Annotated in this window: 25 protein-coding genes; 13 read left to right on the top strand and 12 right to left on the bottom strand. The window is 41.9% G+C overall.

What is annotated here, in order from left to right:
- Positions 1–101: 101 nt before the first annotated feature.
- Together BMW98_RS14175 and BMW98_RS14170 are read left to right on the top strand one after the other, a co-directional pair.
- The gene (locus BMW98_RS14175; RefSeq protein WP_090259239.1) at positions 102–1661 is read left to right on the top strand and encodes a sensor histidine kinase; all 1560 of its coding nucleotides are present in this window, start codon (positions 102–104) and stop codon (positions 1659–1661) included.
- Entirely contained in the window at positions 1654–2340 is a 687-nt protein-coding gene (locus tag BMW98_RS14170) for a response regulator transcription factor (protein ID WP_090259238.1), read from the top strand. Before BMW98_RS14175 ends, BMW98_RS14170 begins: the two co-directional genes overlap by 8 nt.
- Positions 2341–2423: 83 nt before the next feature.
- On the opposite strand, the gene BMW98_RS14165 is transcribed toward BMW98_RS14170, so the two are convergent.
- Genes BMW98_RS14165 through BMW98_RS14155 form a run of 3 tightly spaced genes read right to left on the bottom strand, consistent with a single transcriptional unit; the run spans position 2424 to position 4740 of the window.
- Positions 2424–3044 carry a hypothetical protein gene (locus BMW98_RS14165; RefSeq protein WP_090259237.1) on the bottom strand — a complete coding sequence of 207 codons (621 nt, stop codon included), beginning with the start codon at positions 3042–3044 and terminating at the stop codon, positions 2424–2426.
- A 2-nt stretch (positions 3045–3046) separates the two neighbouring features.
- Positions 3047–3826, bottom strand: coding sequence for an ABC transporter permease (locus tag BMW98_RS14160; protein ID WP_090259236.1), 780 nt, complete (start codon positions 3824–3826; stop codon positions 3047–3049).
- On the bottom strand, positions 3823–4740 hold the full coding sequence (locus tag BMW98_RS14155; protein ID WP_090259235.1) for an ABC transporter ATP-binding protein: 918 nt from the start codon (positions 4738–4740) through the stop codon (positions 3823–3825). Before BMW98_RS14155 ends, BMW98_RS14160 begins: the two co-directional genes overlap by 4 nt.
- Positions 4741–4912: 172 nt before the next feature.
- Here BMW98_RS14155 and BMW98_RS14150 point away from each other — a divergent pair, with 172 nt between their 5' ends.
- Together BMW98_RS14150 and BMW98_RS14145 are read left to right on the top strand one after the other, a co-directional pair.
- The gene (locus BMW98_RS14150; protein WP_090259233.1) at positions 4913–5557 is read left to right on the top strand and encodes a TetR family transcriptional regulator C-terminal domain-containing protein; all 645 of its coding nucleotides are present in this window, start codon (positions 4913–4915) and stop codon (positions 5555–5557) included.
- A 2-nt stretch (positions 5558–5559) separates the two neighbouring features.
- Positions 5560–6876 (top strand): ABC1 kinase family protein, encoded by a 1317-nt coding sequence (locus BMW98_RS14145; protein WP_090259232.1) that lies wholly within the window; start codon positions 5560–5562, stop codon positions 6874–6876.
- Here BMW98_RS14145 and BMW98_RS14140 read toward each other — a convergent pair.
- The 7 genes from BMW98_RS14140 to BMW98_RS14110 form a co-directional block, all read right to left on the bottom strand.
- Positions 6873–7208: a hypothetical protein gene (locus BMW98_RS14140; RefSeq protein WP_090259231.1), complete on the bottom strand. Its 336-nt coding sequence runs from the start codon at positions 7206–7208 to the stop codon at positions 6873–6875. The genes BMW98_RS14145 and BMW98_RS14140 overlap by 4 nt on opposite strands.
- Positions 7209–7257: 49 nt before the next feature.
- On the bottom strand, positions 7258–7758 hold the full coding sequence (locus BMW98_RS14135; protein WP_090259230.1) for a GNAT family N-acetyltransferase: 501 nt from the start codon (positions 7756–7758) through the stop codon (positions 7258–7260).
- Between the two features lie 4 nt (positions 7759–7762).
- Positions 7763–8185, bottom strand: coding sequence for a DUF1801 domain-containing protein (locus BMW98_RS14130; RefSeq protein ID WP_090259229.1), 423 nt, complete (start codon positions 8183–8185; stop codon positions 7763–7765).
- Positions 8186–8194: 9 nt separating this feature from the next.
- Positions 8195–9733: an arylsulfatase gene (locus BMW98_RS14125; protein WP_090259228.1), complete on the bottom strand. Its 1539-nt coding sequence runs from the start codon at positions 9731–9733 to the stop codon at positions 8195–8197.
- 62 nt (positions 9734–9795) lie between these two features.
- Positions 9796–10473, bottom strand: coding sequence for a hypothetical protein (locus tag BMW98_RS14120; RefSeq protein ID WP_090259227.1), 678 nt, complete (start codon positions 10471–10473; stop codon positions 9796–9798).
- Between the two features lie 10 nt (positions 10474–10483).
- A complete protein-coding gene (locus BMW98_RS14115) occupies positions 10484–10948 on the bottom strand; it encodes a hypothetical protein (RefSeq protein ID WP_139177581.1) in 465 nt (154 codons plus the stop codon).
- A gap of 63 nt (positions 10949–11011) precedes the next feature.
- On the bottom strand, positions 11012–11386 hold the full coding sequence (locus tag BMW98_RS14110) for a diacylglycerol kinase family protein (protein ID WP_090259225.1): 375 nt from the start codon (positions 11384–11386) through the stop codon (positions 11012–11014).
- A gap of 53 nt (positions 11387–11439) precedes the next feature.
- On the opposite strand from BMW98_RS14110, the gene BMW98_RS14105 reads away from it, so the two are divergent.
- The 8 genes from BMW98_RS14105 to BMW98_RS14070 all read left to right on the top strand — a co-directional run bounded on the left by BMW98_RS14105 (position 11440) and on the right by BMW98_RS14070 (position 17169).
- Positions 11440–12468, top strand: a complete 1029-nt coding sequence (locus BMW98_RS14105; protein ID WP_090259223.1) for a tetratricopeptide repeat protein — start codon at positions 11440–11442, stop codon at positions 12466–12468.
- A gap of 101 nt (positions 12469–12569) precedes the next feature.
- Positions 12570–13082, top strand: coding sequence for an RNA polymerase sigma factor (locus BMW98_RS14100; protein WP_090259222.1), 513 nt, complete (start codon positions 12570–12572; stop codon positions 13080–13082).
- Positions 13072–13614: a hypothetical protein gene (locus BMW98_RS14095; protein ID WP_090259221.1), complete on the top strand. Its 543-nt coding sequence runs from the start codon at positions 13072–13074 to the stop codon at positions 13612–13614. Before BMW98_RS14100 ends, BMW98_RS14095 begins: the two co-directional genes overlap by 11 nt.
- 21 nt (positions 13615–13635) lie before the next feature.
- Positions 13636–14169 (top strand): DUF4252 domain-containing protein, encoded by a 534-nt coding sequence (locus tag BMW98_RS14090; protein WP_090259220.1) that lies wholly within the window; start codon positions 13636–13638, stop codon positions 14167–14169.
- A 43-nt stretch (positions 14170–14212) separates the two neighbouring features.
- Complete coding sequence (locus BMW98_RS14085) at positions 14213–14755, top strand: DUF4252 domain-containing protein (protein ID WP_090259219.1); 543 nt, start codon at positions 14213–14215, stop codon at positions 14753–14755.
- 27 nt (positions 14756–14782) lie between these two features.
- Positions 14783–15688: an ABC transporter ATP-binding protein gene (locus BMW98_RS14080; RefSeq protein ID WP_090259218.1), complete on the top strand. Its 906-nt coding sequence runs from the start codon at positions 14783–14785 to the stop codon at positions 15686–15688.
- A complete protein-coding gene (locus tag BMW98_RS14075) occupies positions 15685–16497 on the top strand; it encodes an ABC transporter permease (RefSeq protein WP_090259217.1) in 813 nt (270 codons plus the stop codon). The genes BMW98_RS14080 and BMW98_RS14075 overlap by 4 nt, the downstream gene beginning before the upstream one ends.
- A gap of 87 nt (positions 16498–16584) precedes the next feature.
- On the top strand, positions 16585–17169 hold the full coding sequence (locus BMW98_RS14070) for a hypothetical protein (RefSeq protein WP_090259216.1): 585 nt from the start codon (positions 16585–16587) through the stop codon (positions 17167–17169).
- A 9-nt stretch (positions 17170–17178) separates the two neighbouring features.
- On the opposite strand, the gene BMW98_RS14065 is transcribed toward BMW98_RS14070, so the two are convergent.
- The gene (locus tag BMW98_RS14065; protein ID WP_090259215.1) at positions 17179–18540 is read right to left on the bottom strand and encodes an MATE family efflux transporter; all 1362 of its coding nucleotides are present in this window, start codon (positions 18538–18540) and stop codon (positions 17179–17181) included.
- A gap of 99 nt (positions 18541–18639) precedes the next feature.
- Positions 18640–19800, bottom strand: a complete 1161-nt coding sequence (locus tag BMW98_RS14060; protein WP_090259214.1) for a hypothetical protein — start codon at positions 19798–19800, stop codon at positions 18640–18642.
- Between the two features lie 232 nt (positions 19801–20032).
- On the opposite strand from BMW98_RS14060, the gene BMW98_RS14055 reads away from it, so the two are divergent.
- Entirely contained in the window at positions 20033–23254 is a 3222-nt protein-coding gene (locus BMW98_RS14055; RefSeq protein ID WP_090259473.1) for a SusC/RagA family TonB-linked outer membrane protein, read from the top strand.
- Positions 23255–23268 lie beyond the last annotated feature (14 nt).

The following is a 23268-nucleotide window of genomic DNA, read 5'->3' as shown; positions in this document are numbered from 1 at the left end:
GCAATTTCTTTTTAAAACCCACTGCTTGTAAAAGATTGTCATAGAATTAATTGGCAGGCCAATCAATTCGTATTTTCATGGCGCGAAAATAGTCTAATTCATTGAAAAAGAGGTTTAATAAAACACTGTTGCTGTTGGTTTGTATACTGGTACTGCCCGTGGTTGCCTATGGTGTTTTTGAGTTGAATTCATTAACCGTAGATGAACGCGAGCTAGAAACTATTTATGAACGCCAACTAGAGTCTGTCCTTTTTTCTATTAACCAATACACTCAGGGCAAGGTGTCCGAAATAACCTCGAGCTTAGATAAGCGCACCGATTTTTCTAATGCAGACCAGATTAAGCAGGAGTTGGGCACACATTGGTATTTTGCAGCATTAGCAGCCAAAGGCGTTTCCGATGAGTTCGATGAGTTGTATGTTTCACCTAACGCCAAATTTGGAGATGACTTTCAACAAAAGGTAGATAGCCTTTATCAGGCGAATGATGTGTTGGTTAGGCGTCTTGTGCGCTATAAAGAGAGCGAGTTTCAAAAACTCGAGTCGAACGATGCCCCTTTTGTTTACAATGGCAAGGAGTACGATTTCTTCTTTTTTGTGGTGGGCACAGGTAGCGAAATGAAATTCTGCATCTATATCTACGATGCCATCTCGTTTATAGAACAGACACTTGTGCCGAAGTTTCAGGAAATTACGCAAGGAGATTTTGTGCTAACCTGTAGCCGTATTTCTGATGGTTTTCTCGTGTATTCCACTGATGATCAGATTCAAGGAAGTATTGAAAACGAGCCACTCGATCTTTTACCTAAATATCAGGTGGGCATTGCACGGGTAGGCGGAACTGTGGAAGATGCCGTGAACAAGCGTAAGAATCAGAACCTAATGGCACTGGGGCTTTTAATGGTAGTAATGATCATTGGTATTGCCTTGGTGTTTTTCAATATTCAGCGAGAAATGGAGCTGGCACAGAAAAAGGCCGATTTTGTTTCGAATGTATCGCACGAAATTAGAACTCCCTTGGCCCTGATAAGTATGTTTGCTGAAACACTGCAATTGGGCAGGGTTAAAACCGAAGAGAAGAAGCAGGAATACTACGATATAATTACCAAAGAGGTGGCCCGGCTTACCAATATGGTCAATCGTATTTTAAGCTTTTCTAAAATAGAGGCAGATAAGCGGGAGTACCACAAAGAACCACTTAACTTGAATGATCTGGTTCAGGATGTAATCAATACTTATAGTTACCACCTTAATAATAATGGGTTTACGCATTCGCTTGAATTGGCTGATGGTTTGCCTGAGATTTTGGCCGATAGAGAAGCTGTTGTCGAAATGTTGGTCAACCTGATTGATAACGGCATAAAATACAGCGATGGGCAAAAGCACATAACCATTCAAACGGGTTTAAAGGGCAGTTCGGTCTGCCTTTCTGTAATAGATAAGGGTATTGGTATTCCGGCCAATGAGCTGGAAAGGCTATTTGAAAAATTTTATCGTGTGCCGAAGGGCGATGTGCACAATACCAAAGGTTCGGGCTTGGGCCTAACCATTGTAAAGCACATTATGGATGCTCACCAAGGCTCAGTACATGTGGAAAGCAAAGTAGGAGAAGGCAGTACATTTCAACTAATTTTCTCACCAGAACAAAATCACCATGGCTAAAATATTAATTGTGGAAGACGAGCCCTCAATGAGGCTCGGATTGAAAGACAATCTTGAGTTTGAATCCTATTCGGTTGAACTGGCAATAGATGGTGCCGAAGGTTTGACTAAAATAGAGGCTTCAACCTTCGATCTGATCATTCTAGATGTGATGATGCCCAAAATGTCGGGGTTTGAGGTTTGTAAAGCCATTCGCAAAAAGGGAGTGACTACGCCAATCATTTTTCTTACCGCCAAGAGCGAAGAAATTGACAAAGTGCTGGGTTTGGAATTGGGCGCAGATGATTATTTGACCAAGCCATTTAGTCTGCGTGAACTCATAGCCAGGGTGAAGGCAATACTGCGCAGAACACAACACGAAACCGTAACGAAAGATGAAGGTACGGCAACCATTGGCAGGCTTACGGTAGACTTCGATCATTATGTGGCCAGTAACAATGAGGGGGATGTGCGCATGTCGTATAAAGAATTCGAGATTCTTCAGTTTTTGCTAAATAACCAAAACGAAGTGGTAAGCCGATACGACTTGCTTAACAAGGTTTGGGGCTACGATAGCCAGCCGACTACCCGAACTGTAGACAACTTTATTTTAAGGTTGCGCCAGCGAATTGAAGAAAACCCGAATGACCCAAAGCATATTCTTACCGTGCATGGTGTAGGCTATAAACTGGTGAAATAGGCATAAAAAAACCCCGACTGAATTCAGCCAGGGCACGATTTGGATGTATGTTGTCCCACCTAGGAGACACTTACAAGACGAACCTATTCGGGGAATGTTTCCGCCTGTTTTAAATTATTTTCGCTTTTCTTTCTTAGTTGGTTCCAAACAATGGTAACTAATGCCAAAGCACACAGCGCCCAACCGACTATAAGGTTCGCTCTTGATACAAAAACCGAGGCTAAGATCATCATTAAGCAAATTCCCCAAATCCAATCCGCTTGTATGCTATTTCTTTGAATAGGAATAGGCCTGACCTGCACCGACTTGTTGGATAAAATGTGTTTGAACTTGTGGTAGTCGGCAAGAAGTAAATAGGTGTTCATTAAAAGGAATACTGCATTTACATATGGAGTGCCCTTCCAGCCCATAGAAACCGTAACCATAAAAATGTTCAAAATAATAGGGAAGGTGAGAATGGCTCCGAGGCTTGCAAAACGTTGGCTAAGTAGCAGAAATCCGGCTACTACCTGACTCCAAGCAATAAACCTCGCGTACATAGCCAAGCCATGTTCGGCCAGCCTATCTTCCAACCATACAGGGCCAATCAGCCCCGGAAACTTATGGTCAGCATAAAGTTTTGACATGCCAGCGGTAAAGAAAATAAGCCCTAGAAACATTCTGGTGCCTAACACTCCTGTTTTATTGAGCTTTTCAATGTTCATGGCTAGAATATTCTTTTTTGTGCATTGTAAATACCACAACCAATGAGTGTAGCAGCTGCTAGACCCAAGCTTAAATAAACCGGCTGCATATTCGCCCAAAGAGAGAAGCCTTCTGCCTTCCAGTTTTGTAGCGAAAGCATATGGTAGCCGTAGGGATGGTAAATAGCATATTCCCAGCCTTGAACTAAGATGAGGAAGGAGATAATTCCTGCTATACCTATACCCAATGGCAGTATCAGGTTCTTTTGAACCTGCCCAATCATAAAATGAATGGAGGCGAAGCCTAAAGTGGCTAAAAAGAGCTTGATGCAAACTAAGAAAATAAAGCTTTTATCGAATGCTTCGGCAAAGCCTAAATCGGTTTTGAAAAAGTGGATGGCATAGCCGCAAACCACTGTAAACAGTCCAAAAAGGATTAAGCTAAAGAACAACATGCCGAAAAACACCAATAGTTTGGAAAGGTAAATCGTGGTTCTGTTAAGTGGCTGCGTATAGATCAGCTTCCATGTATTGGAGGTGTATTCAATGTTGTGCACGAATAGCGCCACAATAATGACGAAAAAGGCAAATAGGAAATTGGCAGGGTCAAGGCTCATGGAGAGCAGGCGCTGCCAAGCATTGCCTCCGTTTGCCATTATCTGCTCGCCCTTGCTCATAAAAATGATGAAGTTGATGGTTGGTACAAATGCTGGCGCAAGAATGAGAAACCATAGCGTAAAGGTTCCTCTGAACTTATATATCTCCGCAGAGATTCCGCGTTTTAGAGTTAATGTAGTGTTCATTGGTCAAGTCGTTTGGTAAGGGTTAGAAAAATCTCTTCCAGGTTTTCGTTAGAAGAGGTTAGCTGGTATACATCCAAATCATTTTGAACCAATGCCGTGTTGATTCGTGCCACATCTTCTTTAGAAGATATGGGCGCTTTCACATAGCTGGGTGTGCTTTCAGATATGGTGAAATTCAATTGTTTTAGCACTTGGGCTGCTTTGTCAGTATCACTTACTTCAATCTTTAATTCAATGCCCTGTTTTTGCGCTTTAAGCCCTTCTAAATTGCCTTGATATAGGATCTTTCCACTGTCAACAATTGCTACATCTGTGGCTAGTTTTTCTATTTCTGAAAGTAAATGGCTCGAAAGAAAGATCGTTTTGTTGTGTTGTTGGTTTAACTCCAGAATGAGTTCACGCATTTCAATAATACCGCTAGGGTCTAAACCATTGGTTGGTTCATCCAAAATCAATAGGTCGGGGTTGGAAAGTAGGGCAGCTGCTAGTCCCAGCCTTTGGCACATACCGAGTGAGTAGTGCTTTGCTTTTTTGTCGGCATTATCGGTAAGTCGCACTATTTTCAATACCTCATCAATTCGGCTTTTGGGTGCATTTAGCATTCTCCGAATAATCTCCAGATTCTGTCTGCCGCTAAGGTGTTTGTAAATTGATGGGTTTTCGATTAGCGCCCCAACGCGGCCTAAAATCTCTGTTTTGTGTGCCTTTAGCGGCTTTCCAAAAATCTCGATGGTGCCATGGTTGGCATGAAATAAATCGAGTAAAACTCTAATAGTAGTGGTTTTTCCTGCGCCATTTGGTCCCAAAAAACCAAAAATACTGCCCTGAGGAACACTGAGGTTAATTCCGTCTAGTGCTTTGAAGTCCTTAAAGTAAAAATCCAAATCATGGGTTTCAATTGTATACTGTTCCATGTTTATATCGTATGCACTGTAGACGAGGCCTCTTTAGTAAAAGGTAACATTCAAAGGGGCGAAATCAGAAGGTTGAGAAAAAGGAGTAAAGGCACTTAAGATTTTACATCATTTGCAACAACCTTTTACATAAAACATATGTTACCCGAGTACATTCAAGCAAACACAAGATATGGCTAAAGCAAAAGTGAGCAATCAAGAGAAAATTAAGGCTGAATTTATTGCCTATGTGTTGGAGCATGAACACAAACCGGCTTCAATTTTCAAGTTTGTAAAGGCACTCAAGTTGAAAGAGGAGGTGTTCTACGAGGAATTCAATTCATTTGAAAACGTAGAAAAACAAGTTTGGCTCGACTTCTTTAATGAAACGGTGGAGAAGCTGAGGAGCGATGAGGTTTTTGATGAGTATTCTGTGCGTGAGAAAATGCTGGCCTTTTTCTTTACATGGATAGAGGTGTTGAAGGTTAATCGCAGTTACATTTTGCTAACAGTACCTAAGATGCATGTGCCACAGATGACGCCTTATTATCTCTCAGGTATTCGGTCAGCGTTCAAGGATTTTATAAGCGAACTATTACTTGAAGCAAAGGAGACCGAAGAGGTGAAAAATCGCCCTTACATAAGCAACAGGTACGAAGATGCCATTTGGATTCAGTTTTTGTTTGTGATGAATTTTTGGCTGAAAGATGAAAGCAAAGCTTTTGAAAAAACAGATGCTGCCATAGAAAAGTCGGTGAATTTGGCTTTTGACCTGATGGGAGCGGGACCACTAGATGCCATGGTGGATTTTGGTAAATTTTTATTCCAAAACAGATAGGTATGAAAGAGCAGTCGAAAATACCTACTGGGAAGGTGCAGCGAGCGGCCAAGTTTGTAAAAACAGGAGCCAAAGTAGGCGGTAATTACGTAAAGCATTATGCTAAAAAAGCTGTGAACCCTAGCTTAGGCAAAGAGGAGTTGCACGCAGACAATGCACGGGATATTTATAATTCATTGAGCGAATTGAAGGGAAGTGCCTTGAAAGTAGCCCAAATGATGAGCATGGATAAAAATATGCTTCCGGCCGCTTACCAAGACCAGTTTTCTATGGCGCAATACAGTGCTCCCCCATTGTCTTATCCTTTGGTGGTGAAAACATTTCAGCAATACCTAAAGCAGTCGCCATCGGAAATCTACGATTCGTTTACTAAAAATGCGGTAAATGCGGCCTCCATTGGTCAGGTGCATCAAGCTACTTTAAATGGAAAAAAGCTGGCGGTTAAAATTCAGTATCCGGGTGTAGCATCGAGTGTTAAGTCCGACTTAAAATTGGTCAGGCCTTTTGCCGTAAGAATGATGAACCTGAACGAGAAAGATTTGGATCATTACATGGAGGAAGTGGAAACACGATTGATGGAGGAGACTGACTACAATTTGGAGGTGCAACGGTCGGTGGAGATTTCTGCCGCCTGTGATCATATCGAGCATTTGCGTTTTCCGAAATACTACCCCGAACTTTCTTCAGACAGAATAATTACAATGGATTGGTTGGATGGTAAGGTTTTGAAAGAGTTTATAAAATCTAACCCTAGCCAAGAAGCCCGAAATAAAGTGGGGCAGGCCATGTGGGATTTTTACGATTATCAAATTCACACATTGAGGCAGGTCCATGCCGACCCACACCCTGGCAACTTTATTATTGGTAATGATGATACGCTCGGAATCATAGATTTTGGTTGCGTAAAGGTTATTCCTGATGAGTTTTACAACCCTTACTTCAAGTTGTTGAGAAAGGAAATGTTATCGGCCAACAACGAACTTGAAGAGACTTTTATTCAGCTTCAGTTTATTTATGAAGATGATACAAGAGAGGATAAAGACTACTTTTCTGGAGTTGTAAAAGAGTTAATGGTACTACTTGGTAAACCTTTTCATCAGGAGGAATTCGATTTTGGGGATGATGCCTACTTCCAAAGAATTTTTGAATTAGGCGAAGTTATTTCCAAGTCTAAGAAGTTCAGGGAGTCAGAAAAGGCCAGAGGCGCTAGAGATGGACTCTATATAAACCGTACTTACTTTGGTTTATACAGTATTCTGAATGAGCTAAAAGCGAAAGTTGTAACGAATAAACCAGAACTAAAGGCGGTAGCGGTTTAGTAAAGTGCTGTTTTAAGCATAAGCGGTTGATTTTGTATCGTTTTGATCTTAAAGTCATCTGATGCAAAGTACTGCTTAAACTCACTGGTTATTTGGTCAGGTTGAGTGATGGTACGCACGAGTTTACCACTCGTGCTGTATACCTCAATGGAGAAAAGTCCGCTGGTAAGCACGACTTTCATGTCTTCGATTAGTTCTGATTTTTCTTTGTCAAGGTTGCGTTTTACAGATCCTAACATGCTGTAAGACAAGTTGTCTGGTAGTAGCTGCTCGTTGAATACGCAGGCAACAAACAACAAGGAAGCAAAAATGTAGGTGAATGTTTTTCGCATTTATGTAGAAGGTACGGCTGAAAAACTGTTTACCCTACATAAAAGTCTATTACTCAATTATATGTGTTTGAATACCAAAAAGTGAGTGGTGACTGTTCCACCTGATCTTAACACAGGAAAGTCCGGGTTTCTCCAATCTTACATCTGAAAGTATATCGAATCCAAGTTTTTGATAAAAGCCGATGGGAGAGGAGTATGGTGAACCATCTGATTTGATATCGTTGCCATGGTCTACTGCCCAGCCATTTAGGCTCCTGTTGTCGGCTTTTATGGTTTCAATCAGGTGCTTTCCTAGGCCTTTTTTATGCTGTTTGTTATTAACTAATATGGAAAACCACCTCTCTGAGTCCCTGTCGAATGTGAGTGCCCAACCTAGGATCACAGTTTTATCTAGTAGCAGGTAATGGGTTTTATTGCCGAGAGGAGCAAGAAAGGCTTGGAATGCACTGATGTCACGGTGAGCTAAACCGCTGGGGAATTCTGCATTCCAAAGTTGATGAACCTGTTCTGTTTGCTCAGTGGTCAGACCCATCAGTTTTTTAACGTCCATCAGTTTAACCGTACTTGTTGGTCATATAATCGTACGACTCTTTGATAAGTGTTTTCAGTATGTCTAAGTCAATGTCTTCCATCTTTTTCACATATAGGCAAGACTTACCAGTTTTATACTTACCCAGCTTCTCCATTAATTCTTCATATCGCCCAAAACCAGGCATAATGTATAGGGTGAGGTTTTGAGCACGAGGAGAGAAACCAATCTTTAGAAAGTCGCCTTCTCGACCGCTGTCATATTTATAATGGTAAGTGCCAAAGCCAACAATGGAACCGCCCCACATTTTGGCAGGCTCTCCGGTTATTTCTTCCATTATTGCTTTCACCTGAAAGCTTGCGGCTTTTTTCTTTTCGTCAGCTACAGTGTTCAAAAAGTCATCAACACTGGCATCGTTTTCTGTTGTTTTGTTTTGATTCTTGGCCATAGGTTTTGGTTAGTTATTAGCGATTACCGGTATACTAAATTTAGCTATTTCGGGTTCAGTATGGGCTTCACGCATTATTTGTTCAATTTTCTTCACCACATCTGGGTGCTCATTAGCAATGTTGAATTGCTCGGTTGGGTCTGCATCAAGGTCGTAAAGTTCTACGCTTAAATTACCCTCTAGCATATTGGTTCGAATGCCTTTCCATTTGCCCATTCTTACGGCTTGTTGGCCTTTATAACTCGGAAATTCCCAATAGAGGTATTCATGCGTTTTTTGGCTTGGACTGTTACCTAATAGCTCGTTGGTTAGGCTAATTCCGTCTAGTTTGTGGGCGGACGTACTACCTGCTAACTCAGTAAAGGTTGGAAAGAAATCGTAGAATGATCCGATGTGGTTAGAGGTCGTTCCGGCTTCAATTTTTCCTGGCCAAGATGCGATCATGGGTACACGTATTCCTCCCTCATAGGTAAAGCCTTTTGTTCTGCCATAGTTGTTGGGAAAAGGGTTGGCACTATTGAAATAGTCGGCATCAACCCCGCCCGCATAAGTTGGTCCATTGTCGCTTGTAAATACAATGATGGTGTTTTCGTAAATGCCTTCGGCTTTTAGCAAAGCTACCAACTCTCCAACCTGATCGTCCAAATAGCTGATCATGCCTGCATAAGCGGCCTTTGGGTAACGGTGCGGGAAATAACCGTTTTGCCCAAGATATGGGTCTTCTTCTCCAATGATCTCATGGTATTTTGTTACGTATTCTTCCGGTACCTGAAGTGGGACATGAGGCAGCGGACTGGCATAGTAAAGCATGAAAGGTGCTGTTTTATCGCGCGTTTTAATGAAGCTTAAAGCCTTGTCGTGCATCAGTTTTGGGCCATAATCGGGTTGGCTGTATGCAGCGTACGATTGTGCCTGCATTGGATCGGCTCCATCAGGCAGTTTAGTACCTGGAGGTACTGTGTCGTTTCTTAAAACAACTTTTTTCTCATTCTCCCATACGTGTGCAGGGTAAAGGTTGTGCGCTTGCCTTTGGCAATTGTAACCATAAAAGTAGTCGAAGCCCTGTTGGTTAGGTACGCCTTCGGTATTGGGAGCGCCAAGCCCCCATTTGCCTACCAAAGCCGTTTGGTAACCTACTGTTTGCAAGGCTTCGCCTAGGGTAAAGGTAGAATCAGGAATTGGCCGCTGACCTTCTAAACTTGGGTCTGCCACTGCTGCTTTATAGTCCCAAACGGCACCACGTTCTGCCCATTCATCGTTACCACGAATGTAGGCATGGCCGGTGTGAAGTCCGGTAAGAAAAACATAGCGAGAAGGGGCACATACAGGTGCGCCAGCGTAAAAGTTGGTAAAGCGCATGCCTTCACTGGCTAGTTGGTCAATGTTTGGTGTTTGAATGATCTGCTGGCCATAGCTGCCGAGTTCTCCATACCCTAAATCATCTGCCAAAATAAAGATGATGTTAGGCGGAGTACTTTCTTTTTCCGACTGACAAGCAAGGGCTAGTAAGGCTAAAAGTGCTAGAGAAACTATTGACTTTGAAGGCATAAAAAAATCGTTTCTTCTAAGATAGAAAAAACGATTTAAATGGTTAAGAAGTAAGAATGGTCTTACTTCTTAACCTCTTTAAGCTTTTTAACTAATTTTTTGGCTTCTTCGCTAGTATCCAAACTAATGATTATAAGCCCCGTTTTGTCTGCTAACTTGCGGGCTTTAAGCTCCTCTTGAGTTTTAATTACTGAGATATCTGAAATCGATTTTACCTCTATGTCTTTGAGTGTGTTTAGGTCAGCCTCGTACAATTTACCCTCTAAGTTTATGTGGAGGGCAACACTTTGTTCATTGAAAGTTTCACCATAAATTTTTATGTCGTCATCCTGAATGTCCATGTCTAATTTGTGCACATCAGGTTCTTTCAGTGTGGTGATAACTACTCCGTTTGTTGTTGTTTTTAAGGTGTTCCCGGGTTCTCTTATTAAAACACCACTATCATTAGTGTTTCTTTCTCCATTAAAGAAGTCTTCGTTTTTGAGGTAAATAAGTACTGCTCCGTCCTTGGCTGCGTCTCCATAAACAGATGTTGCACTTACACCTTTCAAAACACTAATTGTGAGTATATCTTCAGGAGAGATGTTGTCCAAGTTTTCTTTTTGACTGTCTAAATAGTGGGTCTTCTCTCCGTATTTAATAACGTATAGCGGTGTTTTGCTTTCAACATTGGTTGGAGCTTCCTGCGCTAGGCAAACGCCAAAGCTAAAGAAGAGAATAAGTATTGTTAAGTGTTTCATATTAGTAGGTTTATTTGCTTTTGTAAATAGCCAACGGGTATGCTTCGTTGGGTGAGTATTGAATGTAATCTATTTTGTTATTCTCTAGAAGCTTGAGTACTCTCTGACTCCTTATTAACGCCCTTTTTTCGGCTACATAGACCCTTTTGTTTTCAGAAAGAAGCTTACTGATGTAGGCGTTGATTTGGGTGTCTTCAACTTTTAAAGAAGGATTATTTTCAAGGCGCTGAATACTTTCAAATTGTTTAGATCCAGTACGGTCGTCATTTAAGACTATTATAATAGCACTCGTTTCTCCTTTTAACCCAAACAAGGCATTACCTTTTGGGTAAACGTAAATTGATTGAGTAGCCTTAAGATCGATAGCCTCGAGGCTTAATTCTTTTTGATTCAAAATTGTGGTTTGTTCCCCATGCCTAACCATGATTATTGGTTCCGTTGTAAGAAGGGGTGAAATACACTTGATTTGAGCCAATACACATTGACTAATTGAGGAAATGATTAGAAGTAGGAGAATTCGCTTCATTTAGTTGAAAATCTAGCAAAAATAAGGCCAGAGAATAACGAGTCCGATGACTGCAGCAGTGATACTTGCCATGAGTACAGCGCCAGCGCTAATGTCTTTTATTTTGCCAGCTAATGGGTGTTTTTCTGGCGATACTAAATCAACCAAGTGCTCAATTGCGGTGTTGAATAATTCAGCAATTAACACAAAGCCAATCGCAGCGATTAGCCATAGCCAATCGGTTTTGGATACGCGCATCAGCCAACCAGCTGTAATTATAATTAGGGCCGCCACGATATGAAACCGAAAGTGTGCTTCAGATTTGGTAGCCAACATCAATCCTTTTAAAGCGACTTTGAACTTCTGTAGCTCATTCAAATTGTGTTTGTTGTGCTGTGGTTTCACCATGGTAAGTTAGGCTTAATTGCCCGATACTTTTATTTTAGCCAAAATTTCTATTCATGCAGAGACTTATCATCCTTCTTTTTTTAGCTGTTAGCATTTTTAGTTGCGAGAGTGATGCCACTAAAGCAGAGCGATTCTTTATTAAAGGAAACATGGCTTTGGAAAATGGTGACTATCGAGAGGCCATTCGATTGTATACAGAGGCTATCGATAAATACCCAGAATTTGAGTCGGCCTACAACAATCGTGGGGTTGCGCAGTATAAATTGGGGCATTATTATGAAGCCATTGACGACTACACTAAGCTGATTATGACTATGGATGCCTTGCATTGGGATGCCAGACGAAATAGAGTAGATGCAAATTTGGCCGTTGGGCGTGGTAAGGATGCGTTGCAAGACTTAGTTTTTGTAGAGGACTTTTTCCCTGATTCTTCAGATTTGCTGTTTAAAAAGGGTTTGGCGTACTTTTTAGAAAAGGATTATAGATCTTCTGTAGTGGCTTTTAATACCTCGTTTATTAAGGATTCGAGCAATGTTGAAGCTGTGATTAACGCGGCAAACGCTTATTTCTATAACAACGATATGCAGCGTGCCTATGCGAAGTTAGCGCAGGCTGAGGCCATGGATTCCAACCAGCCGAATATTTACAATACCTATTGCATGATGGAAATTGCCAATGGTAACTATGATAAAGCCATGGAGTACGTACAGCAAGCACTGTCCATTGAACCAAACAATGGTATCTACTTGAATAACCGTGGCTTTTTATACTTACAAAATGATGACTTAGATAAAGCCAAGGCAGATATTGATAAGGCGATTGTGGCAAACTCGGAAAATGGATGGGCCTACAGAAATAAAGGTATTTACTACTACAAGACAGAGAAGTATGAAGATGCTATTAGAAGTTTTGAGACAGCCGCTAAGTTTGAAGCCGATATGCCGCTGATTGACTATTACTGGGGAGCAACTTTAGCAAAACAGGGCAAAGAAAATGAGGCTTGCCAGTATCTTAAGAAATCAGTCGATAGATTCGAAAATGAAGGCAGAGCCTTGTATCAAGAAATCTGTGGAAAGATATAAGTACGCCAAACGAATGTTAGAAGGGGCTTTTGCCCCTTTTTTTATGTTTTTTTATACCACCTGTTAACCAACCGAAATCATTGCTCGTCTATTGATTGATTATGGATGTAAAACGCTTTAAAGAAGAGGTGCTACCGCTTAAGAATAAGCTTTATCGCTTTTCACTAAACATAGTGAAGGACGATGAACTGGCGAAAGATGTAGTACAAGAATGTCTGATTAAAGTGTGGGAAAAGCGCGAAGATGTTGCGCAGATACAGAATCTGGAAGCTTGGTGTATGATGATTACCAAGAATAAATCGCTTGATAAGCTGAGAAGCAAACATGTGAAGAAGACTGATTTGTTTGAAGTAGAACTAGATACCAGGAAAGAGAAAGACACTCCATATGTAGTGGCAGAACGATCAGAATTGATGGATAGAATTCAAACCATGATTGACGATTTGCCCAACCGACAAAGGGAGGTAATGCAACTGCGAGATATTGAGGGGTACTCTTACAAGGAAATCGCAGAGAATTTAAACATTGATATCAATCTGGTGAAGACCAATTTGTTCAGAGCCAGAAGAAAAATAAAAGAAAGTCTAATTAAAGTAGATGCTTATGGACTCTAGAATTGAAGAATTAGTAGAGAAATTTTGGAATGCAGAGTCGAGTTTGGATGAAGAGCAAGAGTTGAAGCAATTGGTGCAACAAGCGCCAGAATCTGCCGAGCTAAGCGAGCTTAAACAACTGTTTGCTCACCATGACGAAGCAGCACAAAAACAACTTGATGATAGTTTTGATGAAGAAATCTTAGCCATCATTCAAGAGGAAAAAGAAGAGGTAAAAGTGGTGAGCTTCAGCGATTACTTCAGAAAGTATTCGGCCATTGCAGCAGCCGTGCTGGTTACCATTATCAGTAGTGTGTTCTTTTACCAACAACAGAATGCGCCAACTTCAACGGATACTTTCGAAACACCAGAAGAGGCTTATGCTGAGCTGAAAAAGCAGCTGTTGATGGTTTCGGTGTTTATGAATAAAGGTAATAACACCATGTCGGAGTTTGGTGCCCTAGGCGATGCCACCGATGAATTAGGTGCTATTGGCAACATGAGCAGTGCAGAGAGTGGTTTGCAAATGCTTGGTGGAATGAGTGTGAATTAAAGAAAAGAATAAGAGACAAATATGAAAAAAGTAGTTTTAACAGTAATGTTAGCGATGTTCGCTACAGTAGTGAACGCGCAAGATAATGCCATCTCGAAGTACTTCGAGAAGTATGTAGACGATCCAAGCTTTATGCACGTAAACTTCAGCGGTAAAATGTTCCAAATGATCAGTCAGTTGGAAATGGATAACCCAGAAGAACAAAAGATGGTCGAAGAGTCACTCGGTAAGATCAAGCGAGTGCAAGTACTAGGCAAAGACAGTAATGTTGATGGAAGAAAGATGTACTCAGAGGCATTAAGTATGATCAAAGGCAAGGGCTTTGATGAGCTGATGTCGGTAAGAGAAGAAGACAAAGACATCAGATTCTACATTAAAGAAAAGAACAATAAAATCGATGAGCTTTTCATGGTAATGGGTGGCGACAATGAGTTTGGTATGTTGAGCATTGTTGGCGATGGCATCGATTTGAACATGCTATACAAGCTTTCGAAAAAAATCGGAATGGATGGATTCGAAGAGCTAGAATTTCTTGACGATAAAAGAGGTGGTTAATCCCACCTCTTAAGGTCAAATAACTCAAAAAACGAACGGATGTATGAAACGACTTTTTTTAACCCTATTCCTGTGCCTTTTCGCGCTATCGGCCACTGCACAAAGCCGAAGCGTGGAAAGGTTCAGAGATAGGAACAAACCTACACTAAAGCTCTTTTTCTATGAGAGCACGCTCAAAATGCTTTCCCGAATAGATTTAAAGGGAATGGGCGGATCATTAGATAGTGAATTTGGCGAAATGCCAGCTTTAGCCGAAATGATCAAAGGCATTGAAAAGGTAAAGTTCTTTATGTATGAGGATTATACTTTTGAAGGGGCCGATGATGAATTTAAGCAGCTAAAGCACGATGTAGCAGACGAGGGCTACGAAACCATGATGTCGGCTAGGGCTGACGGTAACAACATGGAGGTGCTAATGAAAGAGCGCAGAGGCGAACCCGAAGGTTTTGTGGTGTTGATTAAGATGGAAGATGGGTATAGCATTATCGATATTGAGGGTTATCCTGATGTAAACAATATTCTGAAGTTTTCAGAATTCATCAACAAAAGCTCCTCTAACCTTACGCTAAAAGATGCCTTCAACTAGGCGAAATTCACTCAAAAACAACACGATTTGGATACAGTATTATCAATTAAAAACCTTTCCAAGCATTATGGGAGGGTAAAAGCCGTTGACGATCTGTCGCTGGAAGTTCAGCGAGGCAATGTCTTCGGTATTCTTGGCCCAAACGGCAGTGGCAAAACCACCACTTTAGGCACCATTCTCAACGTTATCAATCAAACCAGCGGTACTTTCGAGTGGTTTGGTCAAAAGGGAGATCAAAATACGCGTAAGCGAATTGGGGCTATTTTAGAGCACCCAATATTCTACCCGTACCTTACCGGTGTTCAGAATCTTAAGATTGTATGCGACATAAAGGAGGTGCCCTATAGCAGGGTGGAAGAGGTGCTGAAAGTGGTGAGTCTTGACGAACGCAAAGACTCCAAGTTCAAGACCTATTCACTTGGTATGAAACAACGCTTGTCCATTGCTTCTGCACTTTTGTGCGACCCGGAGGTGATGATCTTAGACGAACCTACCAATGGTCTCGACCCACAAGGAATTGCCGAAATCAGAGATTTGATCATTGAAATTGCCAATAGTGGCAAAACCATTATTCTCGCCAGCCACTTGCTAGACGAAGTACAAAAAGTGTGTACGCATTTCTGTGTGTTGCAGCGTGGTAAACTCATTCATACCGGCTTGGTAGAAGATGTGGGCAAAGGTAGTTTGAATGTGGAGGTAAAGGCCGATGTAGAGAACCTTCAGGCAGTGCTTGAAGGCTCAGGAATGGCTTCGCACATAAAGCGTGAGCTCGATAAGTACACCATGACAATGCACAATGGTTACTCGGCCGCACAGGTAAACGAATACTTATTTAAGCAGGGAATAACTGCAAAACATTTGGTAGTAAAAACTAAAACGCTCGAGAAACAATTCCTTGAGATTTTAGCCGGACAGGAAGGAGGTCAATCATGATGCGTTTATTGAGAATAGAATTACAAAAAGTACGTCCAAGCCGCTCATTTAAGGTTTTGGCGAGTATGTATTTGGTTGCCTTGTTCGTGATTTGCGTTGTGGTAATGCCATTTTTGCAGTACCTCAAAAGCAGGTTCGAAGATTTCGATATGGACGGCATTGACCCTACCATTATTCCTTTTTATGAGTTTCCTGATATTTGGCAAAACATCACTTGGGTAGCCATTCACCTTAAGCTTTTACTTGGCTTTAGCTTAATCTTTTCCGTTACCAATGAATTTTCTTACAGAACAATTCGCCAAAACGTAATAGATGGCCTTAGTCAGAAGGAATTTATAATAAGTAAGATCGTAATGGCCGGATTTTTAAGCTTGGCTTCAGCGGCCTTCTTATTTGTACTTGGCATGATTACAGGGCTTATTTACACCTCTGACATAAGCCTTGGGTTAATGTTTGAGGATTCGTATTTCATACTGATTTTTGCACTTCAGCTATTTACCTTTTTGGTCTTTACACTTTTCGTGGGTGTGCTTATCAAAAAGTCAATCATTGCTATGGGTGTGCTCATATTCTGGACAATGGTGGTGGAAAACATTGCCTGGGGTAGAATGACTTATTTAGGATATGACTGGATTGGCTACGTTTTGCCGGTTAAATCTATTAACCAACTAGTCCATGTGCCATTCCCTAAATACGTATTTCAAGAGGTACAAGACTATATTACGTTTCCGGAGCTTGGTGCTGTATTGGCCTTTCTGGCGCTCTTTTACTGGGCAACTATTAGGCTGGTGGTTAAGCGAGATTTATAGAATTAAGAATGGAGGAATTAAAGGTGTTGGGCGAAAGCTTAGCACCTTTTTTAGTTTATTGCAGTCTGAATATTCAATCAAAAAGAAATGGATAAGGCTTTCAAACTTTCACTTACATTCGTATTCGCTGTTGTTACATTAGTCAACGCGAATGCGCAAGATTTACCTTTCAAAAGCATGCCTGAATATGCTGAAAAATATACTGCAGGAACGATGGTTGCCAGAATGGTAGAAGGCTTGGGGTACCGCTATTATTGGGCTACAGAAGGGTTAACTGCAAAAGATTTAGCCTTCGAACCAACAAAGGATGCCCGCGATGTAGAAAGTACTATCGACCATATTTTAACCTTGTCTGTAATGGTTTTAAGACCATTCAGAACCCCAGATTTTTACCCGATAGAAAACCTTTCTGAAATGGACTTTGCTGCAAAGCGAAAGCTAACACTTGAGCTGCTTCTGGAGGCTTCTGTGGAATTGCGAAGTGCTTCGCTCGATAAGTTGGCGAATGCTGAACTGGATTTGGGTAGAGGGAATTCGTTACCTTTTTGGAATGTGCTTAACGGTCCGCTGGCCGATGCAATTTATCACACGGGGCAAATTGTAAGCTTCAGAAGAATGTCAGGAAACCCAATCGACCCAAGTGTAAATGTGTTGAAGGGCAGAAATAATTAAAGCGAAGACTTAGTCTACCAAGCGCTTTTCTTTCCACTTGCCGCGCTTAAACCAAATAACGGTGAGTATGCAAGGGATAACATAGCTTACTGGGAAAGACCACCAAACGCCATGTTCTTGCATGCTGTCCATGCCTGATACGATCCACGCAAATGGAAACTGAATAACCCATATACCAATAATCGCCAGAATCATCGATTCTACCGTATTGCCAGATCCGCGCAAGGTGCCAACAAGCGCCAGTTGTGCACCCATAAAGCCAAAGGCTAAGGAAGTAATTTTCATAAAATCGGTACCCATGGCTACCACATGGTCAGAAGCATCGAGGAAGGCGCGAACCAGTGGTTCTGCAAAAATGTAGAAGATAATACCTACGATGGTAAGGCCACCAAAGCCTATCCACGCAGCATAGGCAGCACCTTTTTCCGCTCGGTCAATCTTTTGCGCACCCATATTTTGCCCCACCATAGTAGAAGAGGCATGTAGCAGTCCGAGCCCGAAAATCACCACAAAACTGATCAACCTTGAGCCAACGCCATAGGCAGCAAGCACTTCCGTTCCGAATCTAGCGGCAATACCCGTCATAATCGTTAGGCCTAAGGCACGAGCTGATATTTCTATAGAAGATGGTGCGCCTAACTTGAATGCTTTTTTGAGCAATGGGCCATCGAACGAGAAGTTCTTAAAGGACAGTTTGATATCCGTTTTACCTTTTAACAGTACATAGTAAGCTATGAATGAAGAAAGGAAAAGCGTGCAGAGCGTAGACACCGCAGCACCAGTAACACCGTAGGCTTTTACCGGTCCCCACCCGTAAATAAATAACGGATCGAGCACAAAGTTGAGTGCTAATGTTCCTGCGTTAATAAATAGGGGGATTCTAACTTCGCCAATACCGCGCAGCAGCGATTGAAACATGATAAAGCTAAAGTTGAAAACCAGGCCAATAAAAATTGTACGCTGAAAGAAGTTGGCATCATCGAAAATAACATCTTCAACACCCAACAGCCTTAGAATAGCCGGAGAGGCTAAATAGGCCAATGCGGATAGAACAATGGAGATAATAACCACCATGGTAAGCGTTTGAGACGCTACATGGCTTACCATTTTAAAGTTTTTGGCTCCTGCATATTGCGCTACTAAAATGGTGCCTGCAAAGGCAAATCCAGAGCTCAATGATATCAGAAGAAAGTTAACGGGAAAGCTGACAGAAACGGCCGCAACTGCATTAGCACCAAGTTGACCAACCCAAAATGCATCTACCAGTTGATAGCCCGTTTGCAACAAGTTTGCTCCAATAATAGGAAAGGCCAATGCAAGTAGCCCTTTTAAGATAGAGCCTTGAGTAAGGTCGATTCTGTTGCGTTTCATCAGGCTACAAAGCTAAGGGTTTCGCCTTCAGTTGCGAGTAGTTTTTGAGGAAAAGCAAGCGCATGCGATTGTATGGCATTATTGGAACAGTCGTGCCCACTAAAGCGTGTTGTCTGGCACACAAGTGTTCTTGATGAATTGATCTTTTAGTACGTAGGTCTTGGTATAATCAATCGCAAAACGGCTTGTGGTCATTTCGCAGTCAAAGCTTATTTCATCACCTTCAATTACAAGGTTATAGTCATCTTTAGGTAGGGCTGCAAAATCGCATGAAATAGGGCGCGAGAAATCCTCCAGCCTATTGGTGATAATGGCATTTACCTGTGTCATGGCATCTAGCATAAGCTTTTCAGAGCTAAACTCACCTTTCAATTCTCTTTCGGAAACAAAGTCTACATCGCGGCCAATTACCTTTCCGCTTCTTTCAATTCCGCCTGAGTCAAGGTTGAATTCATTCCTGAAAAAGGTGTGGATGACCGCAAGTTTTACAAAGTTATTATCGTCTTCAAAGTGTTGATTTTGGTAGGTTTCGGTTAGCTGTCCCTGAAAGCCTGCTACCATAAACGAGTCTATCGGAAGTTCGCGTTTGTCGTACCAGATTTCGTGTCGTTGGTATTCATAGGCTTCAATAATGTTGCCTTCAGCACTTTTCTCACTCATGCAGCGGGCATACATATTCACCTCGGTAGCTACATAATGAAACCCATTTTGCTCTCTGAAAAACGGGATTTTATAAGGTTGCTTTAACTCCCATTTGCCCTGGTATTTGTAACAAGGGTATGAGCAGTCAGCAGGTAAGTCGTCCAATTCAATAAACGGGTTTACAAACGGAGTTTCAAAACTCCACTTGAGCATGTCATCGCGGGTTTCTTCGCTTCCTACGATTTCATGTTTAAAATTGACGCTTTTATAAATAAAGAATGCGGTTGATAAAGCCAGTAAAGTAATGACCGCATAGAGTAGGGTGGTGTTCTTTTTTGGGCTTGGGTTTGCACCGTTTTGCTGTTTCTCCTTGGCGGTTTTTAGGGCCGATTCTAGCTCTAATAATTTCAGTATTCTATTGGTGTTCTGAATGGCGCGTGCATACTCTCCTTCGGTTGCGCTAGAGTTGATCAACCTGGAAAACTGAGCATCGCTATAGCCAAGCTTTCTCGAAATTTCCGAGTTGCTAGCCTTGGCAAAACGCTTGATCTCCGGGTCAAATGCTCCATAGAGTTTTTCCAGTTTGCCTACGAATTCCTGGTGATTATTCGTATTCATTTAGTAAGTCTATTTAAAAAGAACATTTGTTGAAATTCGTTAAAATTCATTGAAATAGAATATAATTCCATAAATCAATTTAATGCCAAATTATGTTTTGTATAATGCAAACGATTGCCTCTGTGCTTGAAATGTAAAGTACAGTTTATCACCTCGCTACTTATAATCAAAGTATGAGGTTAACTTTTTAAGAAACAAATAATACTACATGATTAACTCTTTGAAAATATCGATGATTTTTTCCCTCTGCCTGCTGGCCTTTCAAGGCTTTTCGCAGACAACCATTACAGGGAAAATAGTGGATGAGACTGGCGAAGGCATGTTCGGGGTCTCAATACTAGAACAGGGCACAAGCAACGGAGCCATTTCGCAAATAGATGGTACTTATTCTATTTCCGTTGCAAGCGAGACTTCCGTGCTGCGATTTTCTTTTTTAGGATTCAAAACCATTACACAAACGGTAGGCAACCAAACCGTCATCAACATTACAATGGTAGAGGAAGCATCCGAATTGGAAACCGTAGTGGTAACGGCCATTGGTCAATCGCTTAAAAAAGATAATTTGGGATATGCCAATACCACGGTAGACGGAGAGGATATTAAGAAAGCAGGTGAGCCAACTTTACTCAACAGTTTGTCGGGAAAGATTTCGGGCGTTCGCATATCGCGTAACTCTGGCGACCCGGGCGCTGGTGCATTTATTCAAATAAGAGGGCTTTCCAGTATTACCCGCGACAGCCAGCCGCTAGTGGTAGTGGACGGTGTGCCAATTAGTAATGATGTGCGTGGCGATGGAGGCTCTAGCGGTGTAGCACAAGAGTCGAGGCTCAACGACCTTAACCCAAACGATATTGAGAACATTTCGGTATTGAAAGGTGCTTCTGCGGCTGCCCTTTGGGGAACACGTGCACTGGGTGGAGTAATCTTTATTACAACCAAAAAGGGTGACTTCAATAAAAAGCTGAGTGTTTCTTACGGCCTTACTTACTCCATTGATAAAATCAACAGAAAGTACCCTTTGCAAACCACCTATGGGCAGGGCGATAACGGTGTTTACAACCAAGCTGCTAGAGATTCCTGGGGAGACAAAATTGCTGATAGAACAGGAGGGTTAGATGAGTTTGACACCTCTGGGGAGTTCTTTGTTGGGCAAAATGGAGTAACCTACTACCCAATCATTTCTAAGAATTCGCAAACGATTTACGATGATTCTAACTTCGATCAGGTATTTAGAGATGGTAGCTTTTTGGAGAATAACCTGAGTATTTCTGCAGGTAATGATAACAGCAGAATCTATTTCAGTTTGAGTGATTTGAACCAAAAAGGTATCATTCAAAATAGCTCTGACTACAGAAGGTCTAGCGCAAGAATTAATGCCGAATTCCTGCTTTCACCAAACATTAGTATTAGCGCAAATACCACTTATGCGCATACTACATCAAATAGAATTCGAAAAGGCGCAAGTTCATCGGGTTTTTACCTTGGGCTTTTAAGACAAGCGCCAGACTTCGACCAGTCGGGCTATAAAGGCGATTACTACGCTAGTAGTACGGCCGCTCCGGTTTCGAACAGACATCGTTCTTACAGAGAGCCACTTGGTGCAGATAATACCGCTGTTTACAATAACCCGCTTTGGACTATTTACGAACAGCCGAATACGGCAGTAACGGACCGTTTCATTTCCAACTTTACCTTCTCTGCCGATCCACTGGAATGGTTGAACTTGAAAGCTAGGGTTGGTGTAGATCATTACACAGAACGAAGAGAAGAGTTCTTTACACCGGGCTCCGCTGCCGGAGCTTATGGCTCAGGTTTGTTTGGAAGAAATATGGCTTCGAACACCATTTTCAACATGGACTACATAGCCACTGCAACCAAAGAATTTGGCGTTGATTTTAACGGCTCGCTTTTGGTTGGCTTTAACTACAACGGTACCAAGCGCGAAACTAGCGGAAACGAGATAACCAACTTTATTCTCTTTACCGATGCGGCCAGTACGGTTAGAGATATTGATAACGCTTTTCCTGAAAACAGAACGGCTACCAGCACTTTTGGTCAGGAAAGAACAGCGGCAGTTTATACCTCAGCAAGCTTTTCTGCCTACGACATGATTCACTTTAATGGAACTCTTCGTGCAGAAAAAGCATCAACTTTTGGTGACGAATCGAACGATGCGTTCTTCTTTCCATCAGCTTCTATTGCATGGCAGTTTTCTAAGCTAGAGGCGCTTGAGAACGATATTATGAGTTTCGGTAAGCTTAGATTCTCTTATGGCGAGGTGGGTGTGCAGCCTGCCAGATACAACACCACAAACGTTTTTGTATCGCCAACATATGGCGACCAGTACGGTGGCGGTTTAGGGCTTGGCTTTTACGGAAACGGAGGTTTTGTGCCAAGTACCAACCGTGGTAACTCAAGCTTAAAACCAGAGCGTAAAAAGGAGACAGAAATTGGTTTGGACATGAGGTTTATCAATGATAAACTTTCATTAAGCGCAACTTACTATGATAATACCACCAGCGATGTGTTGCTTAATTTCCCGATTGCGAACTCAAGAGGTTACGATGAAATTTACGCCAATGGCGCGCAGGTAAGCAACAAAGGAGTTGAGATTGACTTGGGCTATACTATTATGCAAAAGCGCGATTTCAGATGGCAAGCGAATGTGATCTTCAGTTCGAATAAGAATAATGTAGATGATCTTGCCGGAGTGCAAACAATAGAATTGGGCGGTTTGGCAGCAGTAAATGCACGTGCTATCGAAGGCTATCCGCTAGGCGTGCTTTGGGGATCGAGAACTTTGAGAGACGATGAAGGAAACATTGTTTATGATGAGAACGGTTTCCCTGAGCAAGATCAAACAGAGGGTGTAATTGGAGATCCTAACCCAGATTGGCAAGGGAGTTTTATTACCCAACTGAACTACAAGAATTGGTCACTTTCTGCTTTGTTCGAAACTTATCAAGGCGCTGATATTTATGCCGGTACAAAATCGGTATTGGCCGACCTTGGCCGATGGGAGAGTACTGGCCGTGAGGTGACTGCTGATCAGAATTTATTGGACTACAACGGTAACCTAATTCCGATGGGTACACCATTTAGAGGTAACATCTACGATTTTGGTGCTGGGCCAGTAGCGCTTACCGAACCTTGGTACAATGGCGATGGTGGCTACTTCAGTGGAGGTAACGATGAGCTTTATATTGAAGATGGCTCATGGACTAGGCTGAGAGAGTTGAAGCTTTCTTACAGTCTAAAGCCAGAATGGCTAAGCAAGGTTGGCATTCAGTCAGCCACAATCTCTGCCACTGGTAGAAACCTATTCTTATGGACTGAATTTGAAGGAAACGACCCTGATACCAACCTGACAGGGGTAAGTGTAGCCAGAGGAATTGACTACTTCAATAACCCAGGAACCAAGTCTTATGTGTTCTCTTTATCGGCCACATTCTAAACTAACAAAACACA

The sequence above is a fragment of the Roseivirga pacifica genome, from assembly GCF_900111145.1.
Lineage (GTDB): Bacteria > Bacteroidota > Bacteroidia > Cytophagales > Cyclobacteriaceae > Roseivirga > Roseivirga pacifica.
This window is presented reverse-complemented; position numbering and strand designations above follow the sequence as displayed.